Raw genomic sequence first — 22,104 nt, forward strand, 5'->3', positions numbered from 1 at the left:
CCACAGATGCGAGCGACGCGCCCGGACGGACCGACTTCTCCGGAAGGGGGTTTACATCCCCGGTCGAGGGGTACGAGGAGAAGGTGAACGACTCCTCCTCCCGGAGCGCCGACGAGCGCGCGAGGGCCCCGCGCCTGCGGGGGATCCTCTTCGACCGCGATGCGACGCTCGTGGTCGACGTGCCCTACAACGGCGACCCGGCGCAGGTCTCCCCGATGCCCACCGCCCTCGCCGCGGTCGAGCGCGCGCGCGAGGCGGGGCTGGCCGTGGGCGTGGTCACCAACCAGTCCGGGATCGCCCGCGGGATCATCGACCGCGGGCAGGCCGACGCGGTGAACCGGCGCGTGGACGAGCTCTTCGGCGGCTTCGACGTGTGGATGCTCTGCCCCCACGGCCCGGAGGACGGCTGCTCCTGCCGGAAGCCCCGGCCCGGCATGGTGCTCGGCGCCGCCGAGCAGCTGGGACTGCCGGCACGGTCCCTCGCCGTGATCGGCGACATCGGGGCCGACGTCGGCGCCGCCGCCGCGGCCGGCGCCCGTGGAGTGCTGGTGCCGACTCCGATCACCCGCGCCGAGGAGGTGGACGCCGCCCCGCTGCAGGCGGCGACGCTCCTCGAGGCGGTCGAGCTGCTGCTCGCGATGCAGCCCGACGAGGACGCCGAGTGAGGCGCCGCGTGCTCGTCGCCCGCCTGGACAGCGCAGGGGACGTCCTGCTGTGCGGACCCGCTGTCCGCGCGATCGCGGCCGACGCCGAGGTGCTGCTGCTGAGCGGTCCGCAGGGAGCGCCCGCGGCCGCGCTGCTGCCGGGTCCCTCCTCCGTCCGCACCTGGTGGTGCCCGTGGATCGGCGACGCCTCCCGCCCCGTCGACGCCGAGCTCGTCGACGAGCTGCGCGCGATCGTCGAGGAGTTCGCGCCGGACGAGGCCGTGATCCTCACCTCCTTCCACCAGTCGCCGCTTCCGCTGGCCCTGCTGCTCCGCCTCGCCGGTGTCGCCCGCATCACGGGCGCCTCGGTCGACTTCGCGGGCGCCCTGCTCGATGTGCGCCTCGTCCCGGGCGAGACACTCGAGGAGGACCAGCCGGAGCCGGAGCGCGCGCTCGCGATCGCGGCGGCGGCCGGCTTCGCGCTGCCCGCCGGCGACGACGGACGGCTCCGCGTGCGCCGCGAGGGCGTGCTGCCCGCCGCTCTCGAGGGGATCGGCCCCTACTCGGTCGTGCACCCCGGGGCAGCCGTCCCCGCCCGCGCCTGGCCCGCGGCGAACGCGGCCCGCGCCGTCGAGCTGCTGGCGGACGCGGGCCTCGCCGTCGTCGTCACCGGCGGCCCGGGCGAGCGCTCCCTCACGGCCGAGGTCGCGGGCTCCCGCGGCATCGACCTCGGCGGGGCGACGGACTTCGCCGGCGCCGCCGAGGTGCTGGCCGGCGCCGACGTCGTGATCTGCGGCAACACCGGCCCCGCGCACCTCGCCGCCGCGGTCGGCACCCCCGTGGTCAGCCTCTTCGCGCCGGTCGTCCCGGCCGTGCGCTGGGCGCCCTACGGCGTCCCGGTCGCGCTGCTCGGCGACCAGGAGGCGCCCTGCGCCGGCTCGCGCGCCCGCGTGTGCCCCGTCCCCGGCCATCCGTGCCTCGCGGGGGTGAGCGCCGAGGAGGCGGTCGCCGCCGCCCTCCGACTCCGACCCACGACTTCCCCGAGAGAGGCCATCGCATGAGGATCCTGCTCTGGCACGTGCACGGCGGCTGGGCGGACGCCTTCGTCCGCGGCGCCCACACCTACCTGCTCCCCACGACTCCGGCCCGCGACGGCTGGGGCCTGGGCACCGGCGGCCGCGACTGGCCGAGCGCCGTCGAGATCGCGCCCGAGGAGCTGCACGACGCCGACGTCGACGCGGTCCTCCTCCAGAGGCCCGAGGAGCTCGCCGAGGCCGAGCGCCTGCTCGGGCGACGCCTCGGCCGCGACGTGCCCGCCGTCTACGTGGAGCACAACACCCCCCGCGGGGACGTGCCGGACAACCGCCACCCGCTCGCCGACCGCGACGACCTGCTGATCGTCCACGTCACCCACTTCAACGCCCTGATGTGGGACACCGGATCGACGCGGACGACGGTGATCGAGCACGGGATCCACGACCCGGGCCCTCTCTACACCGGCGAGCTGCCGCACTTCGGCGTGGTCGTCAACGAGCCCGTCCGCCGGGGCCGGGTCGCGGGGACCGACCTGCTCCCCCGCTTCGGCGCCGTCGCTCCGCTGGACGTCTTCGGGATGAAGACCGACCGGCTCGCCGAGCTGCCGGGCCTGGAGGACGTGACGGTCCTCGGCGACGTCCGCACGCAGGCGATGCACGGGGCCCTGGCCCGCCGCCGGGTCTACCTGCACCCGTTCCGATGGACCTCCCTCGGCCTCGCACTGCTGGAGGCGATGCACCTCGGGATGCCCGTCGTCGCGCTCGACGTGACGGAGGCGGGGCGCGCCGTCCCGCCCGAGGCCGGAGCGATCTCGAACGACCTCGACGCCCTCGTCGCCTCGGCCCGGGCGCTCGTCGAGGACCCGGACCGGGCCGCCCGCGCCGGCGCCGTCGCCCGCGAGGCCGCGCTCGCGCGCTACGGCCTCGCCCGGTTCCACCGCGACTGGGACGAGGTCCTCGCCGACCTCCCCGGACGCCGGTCGCCGGAGCCCGCTCTGGAAGGGAGCACCCGATGAAGCAGCACCTCTCCGCCGCGCCCGCGCTGACGATCGCCATGGTCTCGGAGCACGCGAGCCCGCTGGCGACCCTCGGCGGCGTCGACGCCGGCGGTCAGAACGTCCACGTGGCGGCGCTCGCCGACGCGCTCGCCCGCCGCGGCCACCGCGTCGTCGTCTACACCCGCCGCGACGACCCCTCCCTCCCCCGGCGCGTGCCCTTCACCTCGGGAGTCGAGGTCGTGCACATCGACGCCGGACCGCCGCGCCGGGTGTCCAAGGACGAGCTGCTGCCCTTCATGGGCGACTTCGCCGTCGACCTCACCGAGGAGTGGCTGCAGGAGCGGCCGGACCTCGTGCACAGCCACTTCTGGATGTCCGGGGTCGCCGCGCTCGACGCCTCCGAGCGGGTGGAGCGCGCCACCGGGCGGCGCGTGCCCGTCCTCCACACCTTCCACGCGCTGGGCGTGGTCAAGCGCCGCCAGCAGGGTGCGCTCGACACCAGCCCCGAGGAGCGCGCCTGGCTCGAGCCCGGAGTGGGCCAGAAGGCCGACGGCGTCGTCGCCACCTGCTCGGACGAGGCCTTCGAGCTCAAGGGGCTCGGCGTGCCGACCTCGCGCATCTCGGTGGTGCCCTGCGGAGTCGACATCGACCGGTTCTCGGTCGAGGGCCCGGTCGCGCCCCGCGGCGAGCGCTCGCGGCTGATGACCATCGGACGCCTGGTGCCGCGCAAGGGCATGGGCATCGCGATCGAGGCGCTCGCGCACCTGGTCGCGGCCGGCCACGACGCCGAGCTCGTCGTGGTCGGGGGCTCCGGCTCCGGCGACGCGCTGACGGCGGACCCCGAGTACCAGCGGCTGCACGGCGTCGCCGAGAGCCTCGGCGTCGCGGACCGTGTCGACTTCGTCGGCCAGCTCTCGCAGACCGAGATGCCCGCGATGCTCCGCTCGGCCGACGTCGTGGTCTGCGCGCCCTGGTACGAGCCGTTCGGCATCACTCCGCTCGAGGCGATGGCCTGCGGCGTGCCGGTCGTCGCCTCCTCCGTGGGCGGCCTGATCGACACCGTGGTCGAGGACGTCACCGGGGTCCACGTGCCTCCGCGCGACCCGGTCGCCCTGGCCGCCGCCCTCGGCTCGCTGCTGGAGGACCCCGACCGCGCCCGCGCCTACGGGGCCGCCGGACGCGAGCGCGTCGAGTCCCGCTACTCCTGGGACCGCGTCGCCGCCGACACCGAGCGCGCCTACGTCACGACCCTCGCCGGCCTCGGCGACGAGTCGCTCCTCACCGGCGCCACGAGCGCACCCTCATCCCCCACCACCCGGAAGGCGGCTCCGCGACGATGACCATCGACACCGCGACCATCGACACCGTTCTGGACACCCCGGCCGACGCCGCCCGGCGCCTCGTCGACGACCACGTGGCGCGCGCGCTCGACGCGGTCGCGCAGCTGGAGCGCCACTCCGACAGGATCGCCGCCTGGGGCGTCGAGCTCGCCGACCGCCTGCACTCCGGCGCGCGCCTGCTCGCCGCGGGCAACGGCGGCTCCGCGGCCGAGGCGCAGCACCTCACCGCCGAGCTCGTCGGCCGCTTCGACGGCGACCGCGTCCCCTTCTCCGCCATCTCGCTGCACGCCGAGACGTCGAGCCTGACCGCGATCGGCAACGACTACGGCTTCGACCACGTGTTCTCGCGCCAGGTCACCGCGCACGCCCGGGCGGGGGACGTCGTGGTGCTGCTCTCCACCAGCGGACGCAGCGCGAACCTCCTCCACGCCGCGGAGGCCGCCCGTGCGGCGGGCGCCCGGTCGTGGGCGCTGACCGGCGAGGGGCCGAACCCGCTCACCGAGCTCTGCGACGAGGCGATCGCCCTCGAGGGCCACGGCTCCAATGTGCAGGAGGCGCAGCTGGTGCTCGTGCACGCGCTCTGCCGGGCCTTCGAGCACCGGATCCGCGCACGGACGGCGGCCGCCGCGTGAGCCGCCTGCGCCTCGTCGTCGTCGGCGACGTGATGCTCGACGTCGACCTCTCCGGACCCGCCGAGCGGCTGAGCCCGGACGCCCCCGTCCCCGTGGTCGACGTGTCGGCCCGCAGCGCCCGCGCCGGCGGTGCCGGGCTCGTCGCCCGGATGCTCGCCCGCGACGGGCACGAGGTGACGCTGGTGACCGCGCTCGCCGAGGACTCGGATCCGGACGTGGCGGAGCTGCGCGCCGAGATGTCCGGCGTCCGCCTGGTCGCCGGGCCCTCGGGAGCGCCGACGCCGGTGAAGACCCGCGTCGCCGCCTCCGGCCAGGCCGTCGTACGGATCGACCGCGGCTGCGAGACGCCGCCCATCCCCGGCGTCACCGACGCCATGCTCGCCGCGCTCGCCGACGCCGACGCCGTGATCGTCGCCGACTACGGCCGCCGCCTGACCGAGGAGTCGTCGCTCCGCACGGCGCTCGACGCGCTCACCGTGCCGCTGGTGTGGGATCCGCACCCGCGGGGCTCGCAGCCGGTCGCCGCCACCTCCCTCGCCACCCCGAACCTGGCCGAGGCCACCGCCTTCTCGGGAGCCGTCGGCCGCGGAGTGACGCGCGCCGAGTCCGCCGCGACCACCCTCCTCGAGCGCTGGGGCTGCGGTGGGGTCACCGTGACGATGGGATCCTCCGGCGCCCTGCTGCGCTCCCGCGGCGCCGGCGTCCCGGTCGTCGCACCGGCCGTCGCCGTGCCGCCCACCGACCCGTGCGGCGCGGGCGACCGGTTCGCCGCCTCCGCCGCCGTCGCCCTCGCCGAGGGTGCGAGCACCTCGGAGGCGGTGCAGGCGGCGGTCGCCGCGGCCGGCGCCTACCTCCTCGCGGGAGGGGTCGCCTCCCTCTCCGCTCCCGCCGACCCCGCACCCCTCCACGGCGGCGGGGTGGACGCCCTGCGCGTCGCCGAGTCCGTCCGCGCGGCAGGAGGAACGGTGGTCGCGACGGGCGGCTGCTTCGACCTGCTCCACGCCGGCCACGCCCGCACCCTCTCCGCGGCACGCGCTCTCGGCGACTGCCTGATCGTCTGCCTCAACTCGGACGACTCCGTCCGGCGCCTCAAGGGCGCGGCGCGGCCGATCATCCCCGAGGACGACCGCGTCGACCTGCTGCTCGCGCTCGAGTGCGTCGACGCCGTGCTGGTCTTCGGCGAGGACACGCCGGACGAGGCGCTGCGCCGCATCCGCCCCGACGTCTGGGTGAAGGGCGGCGACTACTCCGCCGAGTCCCTCCCCGAGACGGCGACGGTGGCGGAGTGGGGCGGCCGGGTCCTGACCGTGCCGTACCACCCGGGCCGCTCGACCACCCATCTCGCCGCCGCGCTCGCGCGCGTCGGCTGACCCGCGGCCCACGAGGCCCGCAGACCACCCCCGGAAGGAAACCATGAGCACCACTCCCACCCCCATCGGCCGCGTCCTGATCACCGGAGGAGCCTCCGGGCTTGGTGCGGCCGTCGCCGCCGCGGTCACCGCCGCCGGCGGCACCCCGATCGTGCTCGACCGCGACGTCTCGTCGGTGAAGGAGGGCGTCGCCGCCTACCAGGTCGACGTCGCGAAGACCCGCGAGGCCGAGAAGGCGGTCGTCGAGATCGCCCGCGAGCACGGCGGGCTCGACGCCGTCGTGACCGCGGCCGGCATCGACCGCTGCGGCCGCCTCGTGGACGTGGAGCCGGAGCAGTGGGAGCGCGTCATCTCCGTCAACCTCCTCGGCACCGCGGCCGTCGTCCGGGCGGCGCTGCCCTTCCTCACCGAGACCCACGGCCGCGTCGTCACCGTCGCCTCCTCGCTCGCGATCAAGGCCGTCTCGGACGCGACCGCGTACTGCGCCTCGAAGTTCGGCGTGCTCGGCTTCACCCGCGCGCTCGCGGCCGAGACCAAGGGCGAGATCGGAGTGACCACGCTGATCCCGTCGGGCATGAAGACGCGCTTCTTCGACGACCGCGACGAGCAGTACAAGCCGGGCCCGGACGCGCTGCTGAACGACCCGGAGAACGTGGCGAACGCCGTCATGTTCGTCCTCGGCCAGCCGCGCGGCTGCGAGGTCCGCGAGCTCGTCATCACGCACGAGGAGGAGCCGTCCTGGCCGTGATCCGCTGATCCGGGCGCGCCCCGGATCCCCCTCCGCGAGACGCCGCCTCGGTTCGCACGCCCCGGCGCGTCGCGTACCGAGGTGGCGTCTCGCGGTTCAGCGGGTGGAGGCGAGCACCCCGCGGACGTCCTCGAGCACGGCCTCGACGCGCACGTCGCCGACGAACGTGACGTCGTGCTCGCAGCGCGGAGCGGTCCAGCCGACCTGCGTGGCGTCGCGCCCGCAGACCGGGCAGTGCGTGGTCCAGCTCAGCTGCACCCGGTGGCGCTGCCGCCCGAGGGCCGCGGCGTTGATCGCGTTGCCCACCCAGAAGATCCCGACCGTCGGAGCGCCGACCGCGGCGGCGAGATGGCGGGGTCCGGAGTCGTTGCCGAGCACGAGGTCGGCGAGCGAGAGCAGCGGAGCGAGGTCCGGGAGGTCCACGACGCCCGCCCAGGAGACCGCTCCCGGCGCTCCGGCGACGATCTCGTCGGCGGCGGGCACGTCGGAGGCGTCGCCCACCACCAGCACGCGCGCGCCGTCCGCCAGCAGCTCCGTCGCCACGGCGGCGAAGGAGGCGGCGGGCCAGCGCCGGCGGGGATCGGTCGCCCCGGGGTGGATCAGCACCAGCGGGCCGCCCGCGGGCAGCGCCGCGGCGAGGCGGTCCCGCCGCTCCGGATCCACGGCGAGCGCCGGCTCGAGGCGGGTCGCGGGCGCTCCGGCCAGCCCGACGATCTCGAGCGCCCGCAGCATCTCGTGCTGGTAGTAGACGTAGGGGATCGTGCGCTCGAGCTCCGCGGCGTCGTCGGTGCGCGACCCGACCGTGTGGCGCGCGCCGAGGCGCTGGAGGAACGGGTTGGAGTAGCGCCCGCCGCCGTGCAGCTGCACGGCCAGGTCGAAGCGGCGCGCGCGCATCCGCTCGGTGAAGTCCTCGACGACCCGGGGGTCCTCCCCCTCTCCGTCGCGGACGCCCTGCGCCACCGGCAGGATCTCGACGTCGGCGATCGGCGACTCGACGCCCGTCAGCAGGACCCGGTGCGCGGGCGTCCCGAGCAGGGTGATATCGGCTCCCGGGTAGGCGGCCGCGAGGGCGTCGACGGCGGGCAGCGCGAACAGCAGGTCGCCGAGTCCGCCGCCGCGCAGGACGGCGATCCTCTCGACTCCGGCGAAGGGCTCTCGGAGGGGGGCGATGGCGACCACGACGGGTTCCTCTCAGGTGCGGAGGGCGCGCGGGCGCCGCTCCGGGGACGGTGCACTCCTCCACTTCCCCGCCGGGACCGATCCGAAACCGGATCGGCGGCGAGCCCTCGTCGCCGATCCGGGGGCGGATTCCCGAGGCGGCGTGTCTAGGCGCGCACCACCCGGGTACCGGACGGATGCGTCCGCCACTCCGCGGGCGCCCCCGACCGAGAGGTGACCGTGACCATCGACATCACGACCCCCGCCACGACCGCCGCCGACGCCGTCCGCCGCGCGCGGACCGCGTTCCCCGCGTGGGCCGCCACCGCGCCCGCCGAGCGCGGCGCCCTGCTCCGTGCCGCCGCCCACCGCGTGGCCGAGCGCGAGCAGGAGCTCGCCGACCTCAACACGCAGGAGACGGGCAAGCCCGCCGGCGACGCCCTGGGCGGCGTCCGCGCCGGTGTCGACACGCTGCTCCAGTACGCCGAGCTCGGCCCGCTGCACCGCGGGAGGAGCCTGCGCGGAGGGGCGCTCAACGTCGATCTCGCCCTGCCGCACCCGCGCGGTGTCGTGCTCGCCCTCACTCCGTGGAACGACCCGGTCGCCGTCGCTGCGGGCCTCCTGGGCGCCGCGATCGTCTCCGGTGACGTCGTCGTGCACAAGCCGAGCGAGCGCAGTCCGGGCACGGGCGCCCTCTTCACGAGCATCCTCGCCGAGGCGCTGCCCGAGGGCGTGCTGACCCTGGTCGAGGGCGACGGGGCGGTCGGCGACGAGCTGGCGCGCACCGAGGGCGTCGACGTCCTCGCCCACGTCGGCTCGACCGCCACCGGCCGCGCGCTCGCCCGGGTCGCCGCCGTCACCGGCGCGCACGTGATCCTCGAGAACGGCGGCAACGACGCGCTCGTCGTCGACCGCGACGTCGATCCGGTCTGGGCCGCCGAGCAGGCCGCGCTGGGCGCCTTCGCCAACGCCGGCCAGATCTGCACCTCCGTCGAGCGGATCTACGTGCACCGCGACATCGCCGAGGCGTTCACGGCGGCGCTGGTCGCCGAGGCCGACCGCTGGAGCGCGGGCCCGCTCCCCCGCCTCGTCGACGCCCGCATGCGCGACGCCGTCCACGAGCACGTCACGGAGGCGCTCGGCAGCGGCGCGCGCGCCCTCACCGGCGGCACCCCCGGGGACGGCACCTTCTACCCCGCGACTGTCCTGGCGGACTGCACCGAGTCGATGCTGGTGATGACGGAGGAGACCTTCGGGCCCGTCGCGCCGATCCGCGTCGTCGACTCCTTCGACGAGGGCCTGGACCTGGCCGCCGCGAGCCCCTACGGCCTGGCCGCCTCGATCCTCACCGCCGACATGGAGCACGCTCACCGCGCCGCGGCGACGCTGCCGGTGGGCACCGTCAAGGTCAACGGCGTCTTCGGAGGAGCGCCGGGCGGCAGCGCCCAGCCCCGCGGAGCATCCGGCTCCGGCTTCGGCTACGGCCCGGAGCTGCTCGACGAGATGACCACGACCACGGTCGTGCACTTCGGTCTGCCCGTCCTGCCGGGAGGCGCGCGATGAGCCTCGAGGGCTCGGCGCTCCAGCGGGCGAGCGCCCTCCTGGCGCACGTCCACGAGCGCCCACCGGTCGTCGCCGTGATCGGGGACCTCATCCTCGACTCCTGGTGGCTCGGCGAGGCGGAGCGCGTCACGCGGGAGGCGCCCGCGCCGGTCCTGCGGCTCGAGGACGTCGTCGACGTCGCGGGCGGGGCCGCCAACTCCGCCGCCAACCTGCGCGCGCTGGGCGCCGTCGTCCGCACGGTCGGCGTGGCCGGACGCGACTCCGAGGGCGACCGGCTCGTGCGCGCGCTCGAGCGGGCCGGCCTGGACACCTCCCGGGTCGTCCGCACCGGCGCCGCGACGACGATCAAGACCCGCGTGGTCGGCGGCGACAGCGTGATGCTGCGCGTCGACTCCGGCCCGCACCGCCCGGCCGACGACGAGCTGGCCCTGCTCGCCGGTGCCGCCGCCGAGGCCGCCTCGGGCGCCGACGCCGTCCTGGTCTGCGACTACGGCTCGGGGATCCTCCGCGAGGCCGTCGAGCGCCTGCTCGCCGTCGAGCGCCCCGGCCTCCTCGTGATCGACGCGCACGAGCTCGCCGACTGGGCCTTCGCCCGGCCGGACCTCGTCACCCCGAACGCCAAGGAGGCGGAGCGGCTGCTCGGCGGCTCCCTCGGCCGCGGGACGGAGCGGGCCGCCGCCGTGCGCGACGCGGCGGACGACCTGCGCGCCCGCTCGGGCGCCCGGCACGTCGTGGTCACCCTCGACCGGGACGGCTCCACCGCCCTCGACGCCGACGGCACGGTCAGCCGCACCTTCGCTCAGCCCGCGGAGGAGAAGCAGGCGTCCGGCGCCGGCGACACCTTCGCCGCGACCGCCACCCTCGCCCTCGCCGCCGGCCGCTCCCTGGCCACCGCCGTCGATCTGGCGCAGGCAGCCGCCGACGTGGTCGTGCAGCGCCCCGGCACCTCCGTCTGCTCGGGCGACGACCTGCTCGCCTCCCTCGCCGCTCCCGGCGCCGTCGTGCTCGGCGAGGACGCCCTCGTCGAGGTCCTCGCGGAGCAGTCGCGCCGCGGTCGCCGCGTGGTGTTCACCAACGGCTGCTTCGACGTCCTGCACCGCGGCCACACCGCCTACCTCCGCCAGGCCCGCGAGCTCGGCGATGTGCTCGTGGTCGCGGTGAACGACGACGACTCCGTCCGGCGGCTGAAGGGCGAGGGACGGCCGATCAACCCGGAGGGCGACCGCGCGGGTGTGATCGCCGAGCTGGGCTGCGTCGACTACGTGACTCTCTTCGGCGGAGACACCCCCATCCCGCTGCTCGAGCGCGTGCAGCCCGACGTCTACGTGAAGGGCGGGGACTACAACCCCGACATGCTCGCGGAGGCGGCCGTCGTCCGCTCCTACGGGGGCGTCGTCACCACGGTCGGCTACGTCTCGGAGCACTCCACGACCGAGATGGTCCAGCGCATCCGATCGGCCGCGCCGTGACCAGCCGCCGGTGGTCCGGGCGCTGGGGGGTCCCGGAGGCTCCCCGGCAGCCGCTGATCGACGTGCTGGTGCCGACGGTCGGCCGCCGTGCCGAGCTCGCCGCCACGCTCGCCGGACTCGCCGCCCAGGACGACCCGCCCTTCCGCGTGATCGTGAGCGACCAGTCCGACGACGCGGTCGCCGAGAGCGACCCGACGATCCTCGCGATGCTGCGCGTGCTGGAGGCGCAGGGCCGGGCTCCGGTGGTGCGCCGGCACCTGCCCCGGCGCGGGCTCGCGGAGCAGAGGCACTACCTCCTCTCCCTCGCCACCGCCCCGGCCGTCCTCTTCCTCGACGACGACGTGTGGCTCGAGCCGGGCACGCTCTCGCGGCTGCACGAGGCCCTCGAGCGCCTCGACTGCGGCTTCGTCGGCTCCGCGGTGCAGGGCCTGTCCTACCTCGAGGACGTGCGCCCGCACGAGACCGAGTCGTTCGAGACCTGGGAGGAGCGCGTGGAGCCCGAGCGGGTGCGGCGCGGAACCCCGGAGTTCGAGCGCTGGCCGCTGCACAACGCGGCGAATCTCACGCACGTCGCCGCCCGCCTCGACGTCCCGGAGGGCGCCTGGCGCGCGTACCGGGTCGCCTGGCTGGGCGCGTGCGTCCTCTATCGCCGCGACGCCCTCCTGGCCGTCGGCGGCTTCGACTTCTGGGAGCAGCTGCCCCCGGAGCACAGCGGTGAGGACGTCGCCGCGCAGTGGCGCGTCATGGAGCGCTTCGGCGGCGCGGGCCTCGTGCCCAGCGGCGCCGTGCACCTCGAGACGCCCACGACGGTCACCGACCGGCGCGTCGACGCCTTCGACCGGCTCTTCGCCGAAGAGCACTCGTAACACTCAGCAAGGCGACGAAAGGACAGCACGATGGACGCACCCAACCCGATCCAGATCCAGAAGTACCTCTCGGGCATCGACTACCCCGCCTCGAAGGACACGATCGTCGAGACCGCGGAGAAGGAGGGCGCGGACGGCGACGTCCTCGAGGCCCTCCGTGCGATCCCGGACGGCGACTACGAGAAGCCCACCGACGTGAGCTCGGCCGTCTCGAAGGTCTGACCCCCTCCGCGGGACGCCGCTCCGGTGCACGGCACGCCGTGCCTGCCGTACCGGAGCGGCGTCCCGCGAGCGGCGATCGGCCGGCGCGGAGAGCCGGGGTCAGGCGGAGGCGTGCTCGCGCTCGCGCAGGACGCCGGACTCGAGCGCCTGGAACGACAGCACCTTGTAGCCCTCGGACTCGAAGAAGATCGTCGCCCGGTCGGCCTCCACGCTCATCACGGTGCCGGCGCCCCACTCGCGGTGCTCCACCGACTCGTCGACGCTCAGAGGGGCGTCCACGGGCGCCTCGACGGTCTCGCCGCTCGCCTCGTGCCGCTCGCAGCCGTCGCAGTTGCCGCACCACTCGGCCGACTCCACGCCGAAGTAGTCCAGCAGGACTCGGCGGCGGCACTGGCTGGTCTCCGCGTACGCGCGCATCATCGACAGGCGCGACTCCGCGATCCGCTCGCGGGAGGCCAGAGCCTCCTTCACCGCGTGCACGGCCTCGTCGCCGGAGGCCTCGCGCGTCCCGCGCAGACCGGAGCCGGTCTCCACCAGCCCCGCGTCCGCGAGATCGTTGACGATCCGGGCGATCGTGCGGGCCGGCTTCCCCAGCTCCTTCGCGAGAGCCGCGGAGTCGAGCCCCGGCTGCTCCGAGACGGCCGCCCAGATCACGCGCAGCGCGGCCTTGTCGACCGAGCGCTTGGCGAAGAAGCGGCGGAGACCCAGATCCTCGGCGCGGTAGTGCAGCGCGCCCGTCGCCGGCTCGCCGTCGCGGCCCGCGCGGCCGATCTCCTGGTAGTACGCGTCGAGCGACTCGGTGGTCGTCGCGTGCAGCACGAAGCGGACGTCGGCCCGGTCGATGCCCATCCCGAAGGCCGAGGTCGCGACGACGACGTCGAGCTCGCCAGCGCGCCACTGCTCGTGCACGACCTTGCGCTCGGACACCTTGAGCCCGGCGTGGTACGCCGCGACCCGGCGCCCCTCCGCCGCGATGTCGGCCGCGTAGGCCTCCGTCTCCTTGCGGGTGGCGACGTAGACCAGGCCCGGAGCCGTCCAGCTGCGGGCCTCCTCGACCACGGCGGCGCGCTTCTCGTTCTCGCTCTCGTGGCGGTGCACCACCAGCCGGATCTCCGGACGGTCGACGCCGTGCACCTGGATCTCGGGGTCGGTCATCCGGAGGCGCTCGATGATCTCGTCGCGCACCGGCCCGGAGGCGGTGGCGGTCATCGCGAGCACCGGCGGGTCTCCGAGCTCGCCGCGCACATCGGCCAGGCGGAGGTAGTCGGGGCGGAAGTCGTGGCCCCAGGAGGAGACGCAGTGCGCCTCGTCGACGACCAGGAGCGACACTCCCGCGGCCGCCAGACGCGCCACGTTCTCGGGCTTGGCGAGCTGCTCGGGCGCCAGGAGCACGTAGAGCGGGCCGCCCTCGTCGATCCGGTCCCAGGCGCGGGCGACGGCCGCGGCGCCCTGGGAGGAGTTGATCGCGACGGCGGGCGGGGCCGCCGGAGCCGCCTCGATCGCGGCGAGCTGGTCGGCCTGCAGGGCGACGAGCGGGGAGACGACCAGGACGACGCCGCCGCGCTCGGCTCCGGCGATCTGGTAGACCGCGGACTTGCCGCCGCCCGTCGCCAGCACCAGCAGCGTGTCGCGCCCGGAGGCGGCCGACTCGATCGCCTCGCGCTGACCGGGGAGCAGCGACGACCAGCCGAAGTCCTCCCGGGCGATGCGGCTGACGGAGTCGGTGCGGGAGGAGTTCATAGCTCGACGCTACGACCAGACGGCCCCGGAGGCAGTCCGCTTGACAGCGCCGGGGAGCACGGTGAAGGCGCGTCGCCCGGCCTCACGGCCCGCCTCTGCCCCCTCGCCCCCGCGCTGTCAACGTCCTGCGGAGGGGCCCGTCGCGTGCTGGGCTGGAGCCCCGACGAGAGGAGCCGACATGGCCGACCAGAACGTGAACGAGGACCTTCCCGGATCCGGCGGCGACGCCGCCCCGAACACCGGCGGCGCGCAGACGGTGCTGCCCGGCGAGGACGCGGCCGACGCCTCCGCCGCGGGGGCCGCTCCCGGGGGCACCGCGATCGACCGCGGTGTCACGGACGCCGTGACCGACGGCGACAGCGGAGGGGACACCGTCTCCGGCGACGCCGACCTGCCGGACGAGACCGAGGGCGCGGTCGGCAGCGACCCGGCGAGCGCCGACTGACGTCCCGCTCGGACGCGTCCGGCCCGCCGGATCCGAGGATCCTTGCGGGCCGGAGGCGCTCGTCCCTCCGCGCAGGAGGGCCCGGGCTCAGCGCCGGACGACCACCGGGTTGAACAGCGTGCCGATGCCCTCGACGTCCACCGCGACGGTGTCCCCGTTCGCGATCGGCCCGACGCCGGCAGGCGTCCCGGTGAGGATCACGTCCCCGGGGAGCAGCGTGAAGATGCGCGAGACGTAGGCCACGAGCTCGGGCACCCCGTGGATCATGTCGCCGGTGCTGCCCGACTGCTGCATGCGCCCGTTGACGCGGGTCTCGATCGCGCTCTCGTTCCAGACGAACTCGGTCTCGATGACCGGTCCGAGCGGGCAGAAGGTGTCGTAGCCCTTCGCCCGCGCCCACTGGCCGTCGGAGCGCTGGAGGTCGCGTGCGGTGACGTCGTTGGCGATCGTGTACCCGAAGACCACGTCCTCGTAGTCCTCCGCGCGGACGTTGCGGGCCACGGCGCCGATCACGATCGCCAGCTCGCCCTCGAACTCCACCTGCTGGCTGTCCTCGGGGAGGACGATCGCCTCGTCCGGGCCGATGACCGACGTGTTCGGCTTGAGGAACACCAGCGGCTCCGCCGGGGCGTCGCCGCCCATCTCGGCCGCGTGGTCGGCGTAGTTCTTCCCGATGCCGACGATCTTGGAGCGCGGGATCACCGGCGCGAGGAGCTTCGCCTCCGCGATCGGGATGCGCTCCCCCGTGGTGTCGAACCCGGCGAACATCGGGTCGCCGGCGAGCACGACCAGGTCGTCCTCGTCCACGATCCCGAAGTGGATCGCTCCCCCGTTGTCCCCGTCGCGCTGCGTGGCGAATCGTGCGATCTTCATGCGTCCAGCCTCGTCATCCATCCGTGCGTGTCCTCGCGGCGTCCGTACTGGATGCCGGTCAGCTCCTCGCGGAGCGACATCGTGAGCTCCCCGGCGGGCGCGCTCTCGCGGCCGACGGAGAAGCCCTCGCCCTTGAGCTCGGCGATCGGGGTGATCACGGCGGCGGTCCCGCAGGCGAACACCTCGACCACGTCGCCGGAGGCCACTCCGTCGCGCCATTCGTCGATGCTCACGCGGCGCCGCTCGACGCGGTGGCCGCGGTCCTCGGCGAGCTGCAGGACGCTGTCGCGCGTGATGCCCTCGAGGATCGAGTCCGATTCCGGGGTGACCAGCGTGCCGTCCTTCTTCACCAGCACCACGTTCATGCCGCCGAGCTCCTCGATCCACTGCGACTCCTGCGAGTCGAGGAAGAGGACCTGCGCGCAGCCGTGGCTGTAGGCCTCCTGCTGCGGGAGGAGGGAGGAGGCGTAGTTGCCACCCGTCTTCGCCGCTCCCGTGCCGCCCTTGCCCGCCCGGGCGTAGGAGGTGGAGAGCCAGATCGACACGGGGGCGACGCCGCCCGAGAAGTAGGCGCCGGCGGGGCTGGCGATCACGTAGTAGCCGACGTCCTCGGCCGCGCGCACGCCGAGGAACGCCTCCTGCGCGAACATGAACGGGCGCAGGTAGAGGCTGGTCTCCGGCTCCGAGGGGACCCAGTCGCCGTCGACCGCGATCAGCTGCCGCAGCGACTCGACGAAGAGGTCCGTCGGGAGCTCCGGCAGCGCGAGACGGCGGGCCGAGCGCTGCAGGCGGCGCGCGTTCGCCTCCGGGCGGAAGGTCCAGACGGAGCCGTCCTCGTGGCGGTAGGCCTTCATCCCCTCGAAGATCTCCTGCGCGTAGTGCAGGACGGCGGCGGCGGGGTCGAGCGCGAGCGGGCCGTAGGGCTCGACGCGGGCGCTGTGCCAGCCGTCCGCGCTGGTCCAGCGGAGGCCGACCATGTGGTCGGTGAAGTGCATGCCGAAGCCGGGGTTCGCGAGGATCCGGGCGCGCTCCTCGGCGGAGCGGGGCGCGGGGGCGGCGGTCACCTCGAACGCGAGGTCGGCGGGGGCGGAGTCGGTGCTCATCGTGGTGGTGTCCTTCTGCGGGGGATCAGCGGAGGCGGGCGACGACGGAGTCGCCGATCGCGGCCGTGGAGCGCGGGGTGCCGTCGCGCGACTCGATGTCGGCGGTCACGGCCGCGGTGACGCGGGCGGCCTCGTCGCTCCGGCCGAGGTGGTCCAGCAGCATCGCGGCCGAGAGGATCGCGGCGGTCGGGTCGGCGAGCTGCCGTCCTGCGATGTCGGGCGCGGATCCGTGGACCGGCTCGAACATGCTGGGGAACGCGCCGTCGGGGTTGATGTTGCCCGAGGCCGCGAGTCCGATGCCGCCGCTGATCGCGCCGGCCAGATCGGTCAGGATGTCGCCGAAGAGGTTGTCGGTGACGATGACGTCGAACCTAGCAGGGTCGGTCACGAGGAAGATCGTGGCGGCGTCCACGTGGAGGTAGTCGACGGCCACGTCCTCGAAGGCGGCCCCCACCTCGTCGACGATCCGCTTCCAGAGCGAGCCGGAGAAGACGAGGACGTTCGTCTTGTGCACGAGCGTCAGCCGGGAGCGGCGCGTGCGGGCGAGCTCGAACGCGTGGCGGACGACGCGCTCGACCCCGTAGGCGGTGTTGACCGACACCTCGTTGGCGATCTCGTGCGGGGTGCCCTGCCGGATCGAGCCGCCGGTACCGACGTAGGGCCCCTCCGTGCCCTCGCGGACGACCACGAAGTCGACCTCGCCGGGAGCCGCAAGCGGCGAGGGGACGCCCGCGTAGAGACGGGTGGGCCGCAGGTTGACGTAGTGGTCGAGCTCGAAGCGCAGCCGCAGGAGCAGCCCGCGCTCGATGTTCGCGTCCCGGAGGCGCGGGTCCCCCGGTGCTCCGCCGACGGCGCCCAGGAGGATCGCGTCGTGCCCCGCGATCGCCGCGAGGTCCTCGTCGGTGAGGACGTCGCCGGTCTCGAGGTAGCGGGCGGCGCCGAGCGAGAAGGTGGTCGTCTCGAGCACCAGGTCGGAGTCGGCGGTGACGGCGTCGAGGACCTTGACGGCCTCGGCGGTCACCTCGGGCCCGATCCCGTCTCCGGGGATGACGGCGAGCTTCACGGTGCGGGGCATGGCGGTCCTCAGGCGTACGGGGTCGGAGTCCCCCCAGCGTACTCGCGGCCCGCCCGCGCCGCGGTCCGGGGCACGCGCCCCCGTCGGGCTGGCGAGGGCCGCCCGGGAGGCGCTGCGCGTCCCGGGCGGCCTCCCTCGGGAGGAGAGGAGGAGCGTCAGCTCCGGCGGAGGCGCCAGGCGCCGACCGCGGCGGCGGCCAGCACGAGGACGACACCGAGCCAGGCCGACCAGCCGACGCCCGAGTCGAACGCCGCGCTCGCCGACGCGACGAGGCTCGCGGCGGAGTCGGCGGGCAGCTCGCCGGCGACCGAGACGGCGCCGCCGAGGGTCTCCCCGGCCCGCTGCGCCTGCGCGGCGTCGAGGCCCTCGGGCAGCACGACTCCCCCGCGGTACACGGCGGTGAGGACCGTGCCGAGCGTCGCGGTGCCGAGGACGGCACCGAGCTCGTAGGCGGTCTCGGAGACGGCGGAGGCCGCACCGGCCTTGTCGGCGGGCGCGTTGGCCAGGATCAGCTCGTTCGACACCGTCTCGGCCGCACCGATGCCCAGGCCGAGGAACGCGAAGGCGACGGCGACGGTGAGCGCGGACGCTCCTCCGGGCGCCCCGCTGCCGAGGGCCAGCAGGATGTACCCGACGGCCGAGACCAGCAGTCCGGCCGGGACGACGAGGCGCGGAGCGACGCGGCGCGCGATCGGCACCACGCCGAGCCCGGCCAGGATCATCACGGCGAGGCCCGGCACGAGCACGAGGCCCGCCTCCAGCGGCGAGAGCCCGACCACGAGCTGCAGGTGCTGCGAGAGGAAGAAGAGCCCGCCGACCAGCGCGGTGACGCTGAGGAGGTTGACCACGATCGCCGCACTGAACGAGCCGCGGCGGAAGAGCGAGAGATCGAGCATCGGCGAGGCCCGGCGCTGCTGGCGGCGGACGAACAGAACTCCCGAGACGACGCCCACGACGAGCGCCGCGACGCCGACCGCGTCGATCCCGTGCTCGGCGAAGGACTTCACCGCGTAGACGACCGGCGCCATGGTCGCCAGCGACAGCAGGATGCTGACCACGTCGACCGGGCCGGGCTGCGGGTCGCGCGACTCCGGCACCAGGATCGGCACCAGGACGACCAGCGGGAGCAGCACGGGTACCGCGAGCAGGAACACCGACCCCCAGGGGAAGTGCTCGAGCAGCACGCCGCCGACCAGCGGGCCGATGCCCGAGCCCACGGCGAAGCCGGTCGCCCAGATCGCGATCGCGAGGCGGCGCTGGTCGCGGTCGGGGAAGACGCTGCGCAGGAGCGAGAGCGTCGAGGGCATCAGCATCGCGCCGAAGAAGCCCAGTGCCGCGCGGGCGCCGATGAGCGCCGCGGCGGTGGGAGCGAACGCGGCCACGACCGAGACGGCGGCGAAGCCGACCGCGCCGACCAGCAGGAGGCGCCGCCGCCCGACGCGGTCGCCGAGGCTGCCCATCGCCACCAGCAGGCCCGCGAGCACCAGCGGGTAGGCGTCGACGATCCACAGCAGCTCGGTGCCGGAGGGCCCCAGATCCTCGGCGATCGAGGGGAGCGCGAAGTTCAGCACCGTGTTGTCGACCGAGACCAGCAGCACCGGGAGCATCAGCACCGCGAGCGCCACCCAGGCGCGTCGCCCGACCCGGTCGGCGGCGCCGGCGGTGTCGTGGGTGGAGACGGGAGCGGTGCGCGCGGACACGGGGACGACCTTTCAGAGGAGAACGGAGAGAGTATACCGTCCAGCCGGTACAGTCGCCACTGATCCGCCGTAGGATGGTCGCCGTGCCTCCTGCCCCCGCCCGCGACCGCGTCCTCGACGCGTTCGAGCAGCTCCTCATCGAGCAGGGCGAGCGCGCCGCGACCCTCGACGCCGTCGCCCGCGAGGCCGGAGTCTCCAAGGGCGGGCTGCTCTACCACTTCCCCTCGAAGGACGCCCTCGTCGACGGGCTCCTGCAGCGCCTCGACGCGCGGCGGGAGGCGGACGTCGCGCAGAGCCTCGCTGCTCCCGAGGGCGTGGTCGCCTACCTGCTGCGCACCTCCTTCGCCGCCGACTCGGCCTTCGACCGCACGATCCTCGCCGTGTCGCGCATCGCGCAGGGGCACGACGAGCGCGCCAGCGGGGGCCTCGCGCGGATCCACGACAGCTGGAACGAGGTGGTCGCCGACGCCGTGGGCGACCCGCTCGTCGCCCGGGCGATCGTCCTGATGAGCGACGGGCTCTACTACAACTCCGCCCTGCTCCCCACGGGCTCGCAGTCGCGCGGCGAGGCCGAGGACGTCCTCGCGGTCGTCCAGCGCCTCCTCGGGAGCTGAACCGCGCCGCCCCGGCGGACCCGCTACAGCTCGACGACGCCGTCGATCAGGGTCACCGTCGCGCCGCCGATCCAGATCGCGCCGTCCGTGCTCTCGACGCGCACGCGCCCGGCTCGGCCCAGCGCCGCCCCCTGAGCGGCCGTGTAGCGCTCGGGCAGCACGCCGCTGCCGATCAGCCACTGGGCGATCCCCGCGTTGAGGCTCCCCGTCACCGGATCCTCGGACACACCGGCGTCGGGGATGAACGCCCGCACCTCGACCGCGCACTCGCCTCCCGCCGGATGCTCGCCCACGACGCCGACGGGGAGCCCGGCGAGGAGAGCCTGGTCCGGCCGCAGCGCGAGGACCTGCTCCGCCGACGCGAGCCGCACGGCCAGCCAGCCGGGACCGTTGTCGACCCACTCGTGGTCGAGGATCTCCGCGCGCGGGATCCGCAGAGCCGCAGCCACCCGCTCGAGCGTCGCCTCGTCGACCGGTCCGGTCCGCCGGCGGGGCGGGGCGGCGAAGGCGATGCCCTCCTCCGTCACCCGCAGTCGGACGAGACCCGCGGCGCACTCCTGCACGAGCTCCCCCGCCGCGCGGGCCGTCCCTCCGGCCGCGAGCCAGGCGTGCGCGCTCCCGAGGGTCGGGTGCCCGGCGAAGGGCAGCTCCCCGCCCGGCGTGAAGATCCGCAGCCGGTAGTCGGCCGCGGGGTCGCTCGGGCGGAGGAGGAAGGTCGTCTCGGAGAGGTTCGTCCAGCGCGCGAACTCCGCCATCGCGGCGTCGCCCACGCCGTCGCCGTCGACGACGACCGCCACCGGGTTGCCCCGGAACGGCGCGGCGCCGAAGACGTCGACCTGAGCGAACCGCCGCGTGCTCACTGCTCGGTGATGTCGATCTCCTGCATGAGGTCGGCGTCGATCGCGACGCGGACCTTCTCGAGCAGGCCGTCGGGGGCGGGAGAGTCGATGGTGATCACCGAGAGCGCCTTGCCGCCCGCCTCGGTGCGCGCGATCTGCATGCCCGCGATGTTGACCGCGGCGTCGCCGAACTCGCGGCCGTAGACCGCGACGATCCCGGGGCGGTCGACGTAGCTCATGACGACGAGGTGCTTCGCGAGGGGGACCTCGACGTCGTAGCCGTTGATCGCCACGATCTTCTCGACCTGCTTGGTGCCGGTCAGCGTGCCCGAGACCGAGATCTGCGAGCCGTCCGAGAGCGCGCCGCGCAGCGTGATCACGTTGCGGTACTCGTCCGAGACCGGCTCCGTGATCAGGCGCACCTCGATGCCGCGCTGCTCCGCGAGCACCGGCGCGTTGACGTAGGACACCGTCTCCGAGACCACGTTGGTGAACACGCCCTTGAGAGCCGCCAGCTTGAGGACCTTCACGTCGTAGCCGGCGAGCTCGCCGCGCACCTCGACGTCGATGGAGGTGACCGGCGAGTCCGCGAGGCCCGAGAAGACCTGGCCGAGCTTCTCGACCAGCGGGATGCCGGGGCGCACGTACTCGTCGATCACGCCGCCGGCGACGTTCACGGCGTCCGGCACGAGCTCGCCCGAGAGCGCGAGGCGCACCGAGCGGGCGACCGAGACGCCGGCCTTCTCCTGCGCCTCGTCGGTCGAGGCTCCGAGGTGCGGAGTGACGACCACGTTCTCGAGGGCGAGCAGCGGCGATCCGGTCGGCGGCTCCTTGACGAACACGTCGAGCCCGGCGCCGGCGATGGTCTTCGCGACGAGCGCGCGGTGCAGCGCGTCCTCGTCGATGAGGCCGCCGCGGGCCACGTTCACGATGAACGCCGACGGCTTCATCAGCGCCAGCTGATCGTCCGAGATCATGCCGGTCGTCTCGGGGGTCCTCGGCATGTGGATCGTGATGAAGTCGCTCTCGGCCAGCAGCTCCTCCAGGGAGAGGAGCGTGACGCCGAGCTGCTGCGCGCGGGCGCTGGTCACGTAGGGGTCGTAGGCGACGACGTTCACGCCGAAGGCCTGCAGGCGCGCGGTGATCAGCGCGCCGATGCGACCGAGGCCGATGATGCCGACGGTCTTCTCGTAGAGCTCGACGCCCGTGTACTTCGAGCGCTTCCAGAGGCCCTGCGCGAGCGCGCTGTGCGCGGCGGGGATGTGGCGGGCGAGGCTCAGGATGTGGCCGACGGTGAGCTCGGCGGCCGAGATGATGTTCGAGGTCGGCGCGTTCACGACCATGACGCCCGCAGCGGTCGCGGCGGTGATGTCGACGTTGTCCAGACCCACACCGGCGCGGGCGATCACCTGGAGCGAGGGGGCCGCGGCGATCGCCTCCGCGTCGACCTGCGTCGCGGAGCGCACGAGGATCGCGTGCGCCGTGGCGAGGGCCTCGAGCAGCGCCGGGCGGTCGGTGCCGTCCACGGAGCGGATCTCGAAGTCGGGACCGAGCGCGTCCACGGTGGCGGGCGAGAGTTCTTCGGCGATCAGGACGACCGGCTTTGTCACGAGAGGCGCTTCCTTCGGAGAGGGGACGGAGCGGGCACCGAGGCGGGGGCGTCGGCAGCCC

At 74.7% G+C, this 22,104-nt stretch carries 21 protein-coding genes; 13 read left to right on the forward strand and 8 right to left on the reverse strand.

What is annotated here, in order from left to right; genetic code table 11:
• Window positions 1-83 precede the first annotated feature (83 nt).
• The 7 genes from C5C56_RS17745 to C5C56_RS05485 are packed head-to-tail and all read left to right on the forward strand — an operon-like array spanning window position 84 to window position 6,766.
• Window positions 84-665: an HAD-IIIA family hydrolase gene (locus C5C56_RS17745; protein WP_104226264.1), complete on the forward strand. Its 582-nt coding sequence runs from the start codon at window positions 84-86 to the stop codon at window positions 663-665.
• Window positions 662-1,705: a glycosyltransferase family 9 protein gene (locus C5C56_RS05460; protein ID WP_219813871.1), complete on the forward strand. Its 1,044-nt coding sequence runs from the start codon at window positions 662-664 to the stop codon at window positions 1,703-1,705. The genes C5C56_RS17745 and C5C56_RS05460 overlap by 4 nt, the downstream gene beginning before the upstream one ends.
• Window positions 1,702-2,694: a glycosyltransferase gene (locus tag C5C56_RS05465; protein WP_104287961.1), complete on the forward strand. Its 993-nt coding sequence runs from the start codon at window positions 1,702-1,704 to the stop codon at window positions 2,692-2,694. Before C5C56_RS05460 ends, C5C56_RS05465 begins: the two co-directional genes overlap by 4 nt.
• Window positions 2,695-2,720: 26 nt before the next feature.
• Window positions 2,721-4,016, forward strand: coding sequence for a glycosyltransferase (locus C5C56_RS05470; protein WP_104287981.1), 1,296 nt, complete (start codon window positions 2,721-2,723; stop codon window positions 4,014-4,016).
• A complete protein-coding gene (locus C5C56_RS05475; RefSeq protein WP_104247441.1) occupies window positions 4,013-4,648 on the forward strand; it encodes an SIS domain-containing protein in 636 nt (211 codons plus the stop codon). The genes C5C56_RS05470 and C5C56_RS05475 overlap by 4 nt, the downstream gene beginning before the upstream one ends.
• Before the next feature lie 5 nt (window positions 4,649-4,653).
• Complete coding sequence (locus C5C56_RS05480; protein ID WP_104319232.1) at window positions 4,654-6,018, forward strand: PfkB family carbohydrate kinase; 1,365 nt, start codon at window positions 4,654-4,656, stop codon at window positions 6,016-6,018.
• Between the two features lie 43 nt (window positions 6,019-6,061).
• Complete coding sequence (locus C5C56_RS05485) at window positions 6,062-6,766, forward strand: SDR family oxidoreductase (protein WP_104319212.1); 705 nt, start codon at window positions 6,062-6,064, stop codon at window positions 6,764-6,766.
• Between the two features lie 96 nt (window positions 6,767-6,862).
• On the opposite strand, the gene C5C56_RS05490 is transcribed toward C5C56_RS05485, so the two are convergent.
• Window positions 6,863-7,945, reverse strand: a complete 1,083-nt coding sequence (locus C5C56_RS05490; protein ID WP_104287962.1) for a glycosyltransferase family 9 protein — start codon at window positions 7,943-7,945, stop codon at window positions 6,863-6,865.
• A 219-nt stretch (window positions 7,946-8,164) separates the two neighbouring features.
• On the opposite strand from C5C56_RS05490, the gene C5C56_RS05495 reads away from it, so the two are divergent.
• From C5C56_RS05495 to C5C56_RS05510, 4 genes are read left to right on the forward strand one after another with little or no spacing between them, the layout of a single operon-like run.
• On the forward strand, window positions 8,165-9,487 hold the full coding sequence (locus C5C56_RS05495; RefSeq protein ID WP_258063235.1) for an aldehyde dehydrogenase: 1,323 nt from the start codon (window positions 8,165-8,167) through the stop codon (window positions 9,485-9,487).
• Window positions 9,484-10,956 (forward strand): D-glycero-beta-D-manno-heptose 1-phosphate adenylyltransferase, encoded by a 1,473-nt coding sequence (gene rfaE2, locus C5C56_RS05500; protein WP_104319213.1) that lies wholly within the window; start codon window positions 9,484-9,486, stop codon window positions 10,954-10,956. Before C5C56_RS05495 ends, rfaE2 begins: the two co-directional genes overlap by 4 nt.
• Window positions 10,953-11,822, forward strand: coding sequence for a glycosyltransferase family A protein (locus C5C56_RS05505; RefSeq protein ID WP_219812158.1), 870 nt, complete (start codon window positions 10,953-10,955; stop codon window positions 11,820-11,822). Before rfaE2 ends, C5C56_RS05505 begins: the two co-directional genes overlap by 4 nt.
• Window positions 11,823-11,852: 30 nt before the next feature.
• A complete protein-coding gene (locus C5C56_RS05510) occupies window positions 11,853-12,044 on the forward strand; it encodes a DUF2795 domain-containing protein (RefSeq protein WP_104223528.1) in 192 nt (63 codons plus the stop codon).
• A gap of 99 nt (window positions 12,045-12,143) precedes the next feature.
• Here the strand turns inward: C5C56_RS05510 and C5C56_RS05515 are convergent, their stop codons facing one another.
• Window positions 12,144-13,784 carry a RecQ family ATP-dependent DNA helicase gene (locus tag C5C56_RS05515; protein ID WP_104319214.1) on the reverse strand — a complete coding sequence of 547 codons (1,641 nt, stop codon included), beginning with the start codon at window positions 13,782-13,784 and terminating at the stop codon, window positions 12,144-12,146.
• 178 nt (window positions 13,785-13,962) lie between these two features.
• Between C5C56_RS05515 and C5C56_RS05520 the strand changes: the two genes are divergently transcribed.
• The gene (locus C5C56_RS05520; protein WP_104247445.1) at window positions 13,963-14,229 is read left to right on the forward strand and encodes a hypothetical protein; all 267 of its coding nucleotides are present in this window, start codon (window positions 13,963-13,965) and stop codon (window positions 14,227-14,229) included.
• A gap of 87 nt (window positions 14,230-14,316) precedes the next feature.
• On the opposite strand, the gene C5C56_RS05525 is transcribed toward C5C56_RS05520, so the two are convergent.
• From C5C56_RS05525 to C5C56_RS05540, 4 genes are all read right to left on the reverse strand, one after another.
• Window positions 14,317-15,102, reverse strand: a complete 786-nt coding sequence (locus C5C56_RS05525) for a fumarylacetoacetate hydrolase family protein (RefSeq protein ID WP_104319215.1) — start codon at window positions 15,100-15,102, stop codon at window positions 14,317-14,319.
• The gene (locus C5C56_RS05530; RefSeq protein ID WP_104319216.1) at window positions 15,099-16,205 is read right to left on the reverse strand and encodes a branched-chain amino acid aminotransferase; all 1,107 of its coding nucleotides are present in this window, start codon (window positions 16,203-16,205) and stop codon (window positions 15,099-15,101) included. The genes C5C56_RS05525 and C5C56_RS05530 overlap by 4 nt, the downstream gene beginning before the upstream one ends.
• Window positions 16,206-16,230: 25 nt before the next feature.
• Complete coding sequence (locus C5C56_RS05535) at window positions 16,231-17,280, reverse strand: 3-isopropylmalate dehydrogenase (RefSeq protein ID WP_104261557.1); 1,050 nt, start codon at window positions 17,278-17,280, stop codon at window positions 16,231-16,233.
• A gap of 155 nt (window positions 17,281-17,435) precedes the next feature.
• A complete protein-coding gene (locus C5C56_RS05540) occupies window positions 17,436-18,980 on the reverse strand; it encodes an MFS transporter (protein ID WP_258059394.1) in 1,545 nt (514 codons plus the stop codon).
• Window positions 18,981-19,054: 74 nt separating this feature from the next.
• Here C5C56_RS05540 and C5C56_RS05545 point away from each other — a divergent pair, with 74 nt between their 5' ends.
• Window positions 19,055-19,594 carry a TetR/AcrR family transcriptional regulator gene (locus C5C56_RS05545; RefSeq protein WP_208543367.1) on the forward strand — a complete coding sequence of 180 codons (540 nt, stop codon included), beginning with the start codon at window positions 19,055-19,057 and terminating at the stop codon, window positions 19,592-19,594.
• A 23-nt stretch (window positions 19,595-19,617) separates the two neighbouring features.
• Here the strand turns inward: C5C56_RS05545 and C5C56_RS05550 are convergent, their stop codons facing one another.
• Together C5C56_RS05550 and serA are read right to left on the reverse strand one after the other, a co-directional pair.
• A complete protein-coding gene (locus tag C5C56_RS05550) occupies window positions 19,618-20,454 on the reverse strand; it encodes a PhzF family phenazine biosynthesis protein (RefSeq protein WP_104268716.1) in 837 nt (278 codons plus the stop codon).
• Window positions 20,451-22,043: a phosphoglycerate dehydrogenase gene (serA, locus tag C5C56_RS05555; RefSeq protein WP_104223535.1), complete on the reverse strand. Its 1,593-nt coding sequence runs from the start codon at window positions 22,041-22,043 to the stop codon at window positions 20,451-20,453. Before serA ends, C5C56_RS05550 begins: the two co-directional genes overlap by 4 nt.
• Window positions 22,044-22,104: the final 61 nt, after the last annotated feature.

The organism is Rathayibacter sp. AY1D1 (assembly GCF_002932635.1).
Taxonomy (GTDB): Bacteria; Actinomycetota; Actinomycetes; order Actinomycetales; family Microbacteriaceae; genus Rathayibacter.

Bases quoted from the DNA above. Each gene is read 5' to 3' on its own strand.
- C5C56_RS05525 (WP_104319215.1), bottom strand. From the start codon at position 15,102: ATGAAGATCGCACGATTCGCCACGCAGCGCGACGGGGACAACGGGGGA.
- C5C56_RS05530 (WP_104319216.1), bottom strand. From the start codon at position 16,205: ATGAGCACCGACTCCGCCCCCGCCGACCTCGCGTTCGAGGTGACCGCC.
- C5C56_RS05510 (WP_104223528.1), top strand. From the start codon at position 11,853: ATGGACGCACCCAACCCGATCCAGATCCAGAAGTACCTCTCGGGCATC.
- C5C56_RS05475 (WP_104247441.1), top strand. From the start codon at position 4,013: ATGACCATCGACACCGCGACCATCGACACCGTTCTGGACACCCCGGCC.
- C5C56_RS05465 (WP_104287961.1), top strand. From the start codon at position 1,702: ATGAGGATCCTGCTCTGGCACGTGCACGGCGGCTGGGCGGACGCCTTC.
- C5C56_RS05545 (WP_208543367.1), top strand. From the start codon at position 19,055: ATGGTCGCCGTGCCTCCTGCCCCCGCCCGCGACCGCGTCCTCGACGCG.
- C5C56_RS05520 (WP_104247445.1), top strand. From the start codon at position 13,963: ATGGCCGACCAGAACGTGAACGAGGACCTTCCCGGATCCGGCGGCGAC.
- C5C56_RS05515 (WP_104319214.1), bottom strand. From the start codon at position 13,784: ATGAACTCCTCCCGCACCGACTCCGTCAGCCGCATCGCCCGGGAGGAC.
- C5C56_RS05535 (WP_104261557.1), bottom strand. From the start codon at position 17,280: ATGCCCCGCACCGTGAAGCTCGCCGTCATCCCCGGAGACGGGATCGGG.
- C5C56_RS05485 (WP_104319212.1), top strand. From the start codon at position 6,062: ATGAGCACCACTCCCACCCCCATCGGCCGCGTCCTGATCACCGGAGGA.
- rfaE2 (WP_104319213.1), top strand. From the start codon at position 9,484: ATGAGCCTCGAGGGCTCGGCGCTCCAGCGGGCGAGCGCCCTCCTGGCG.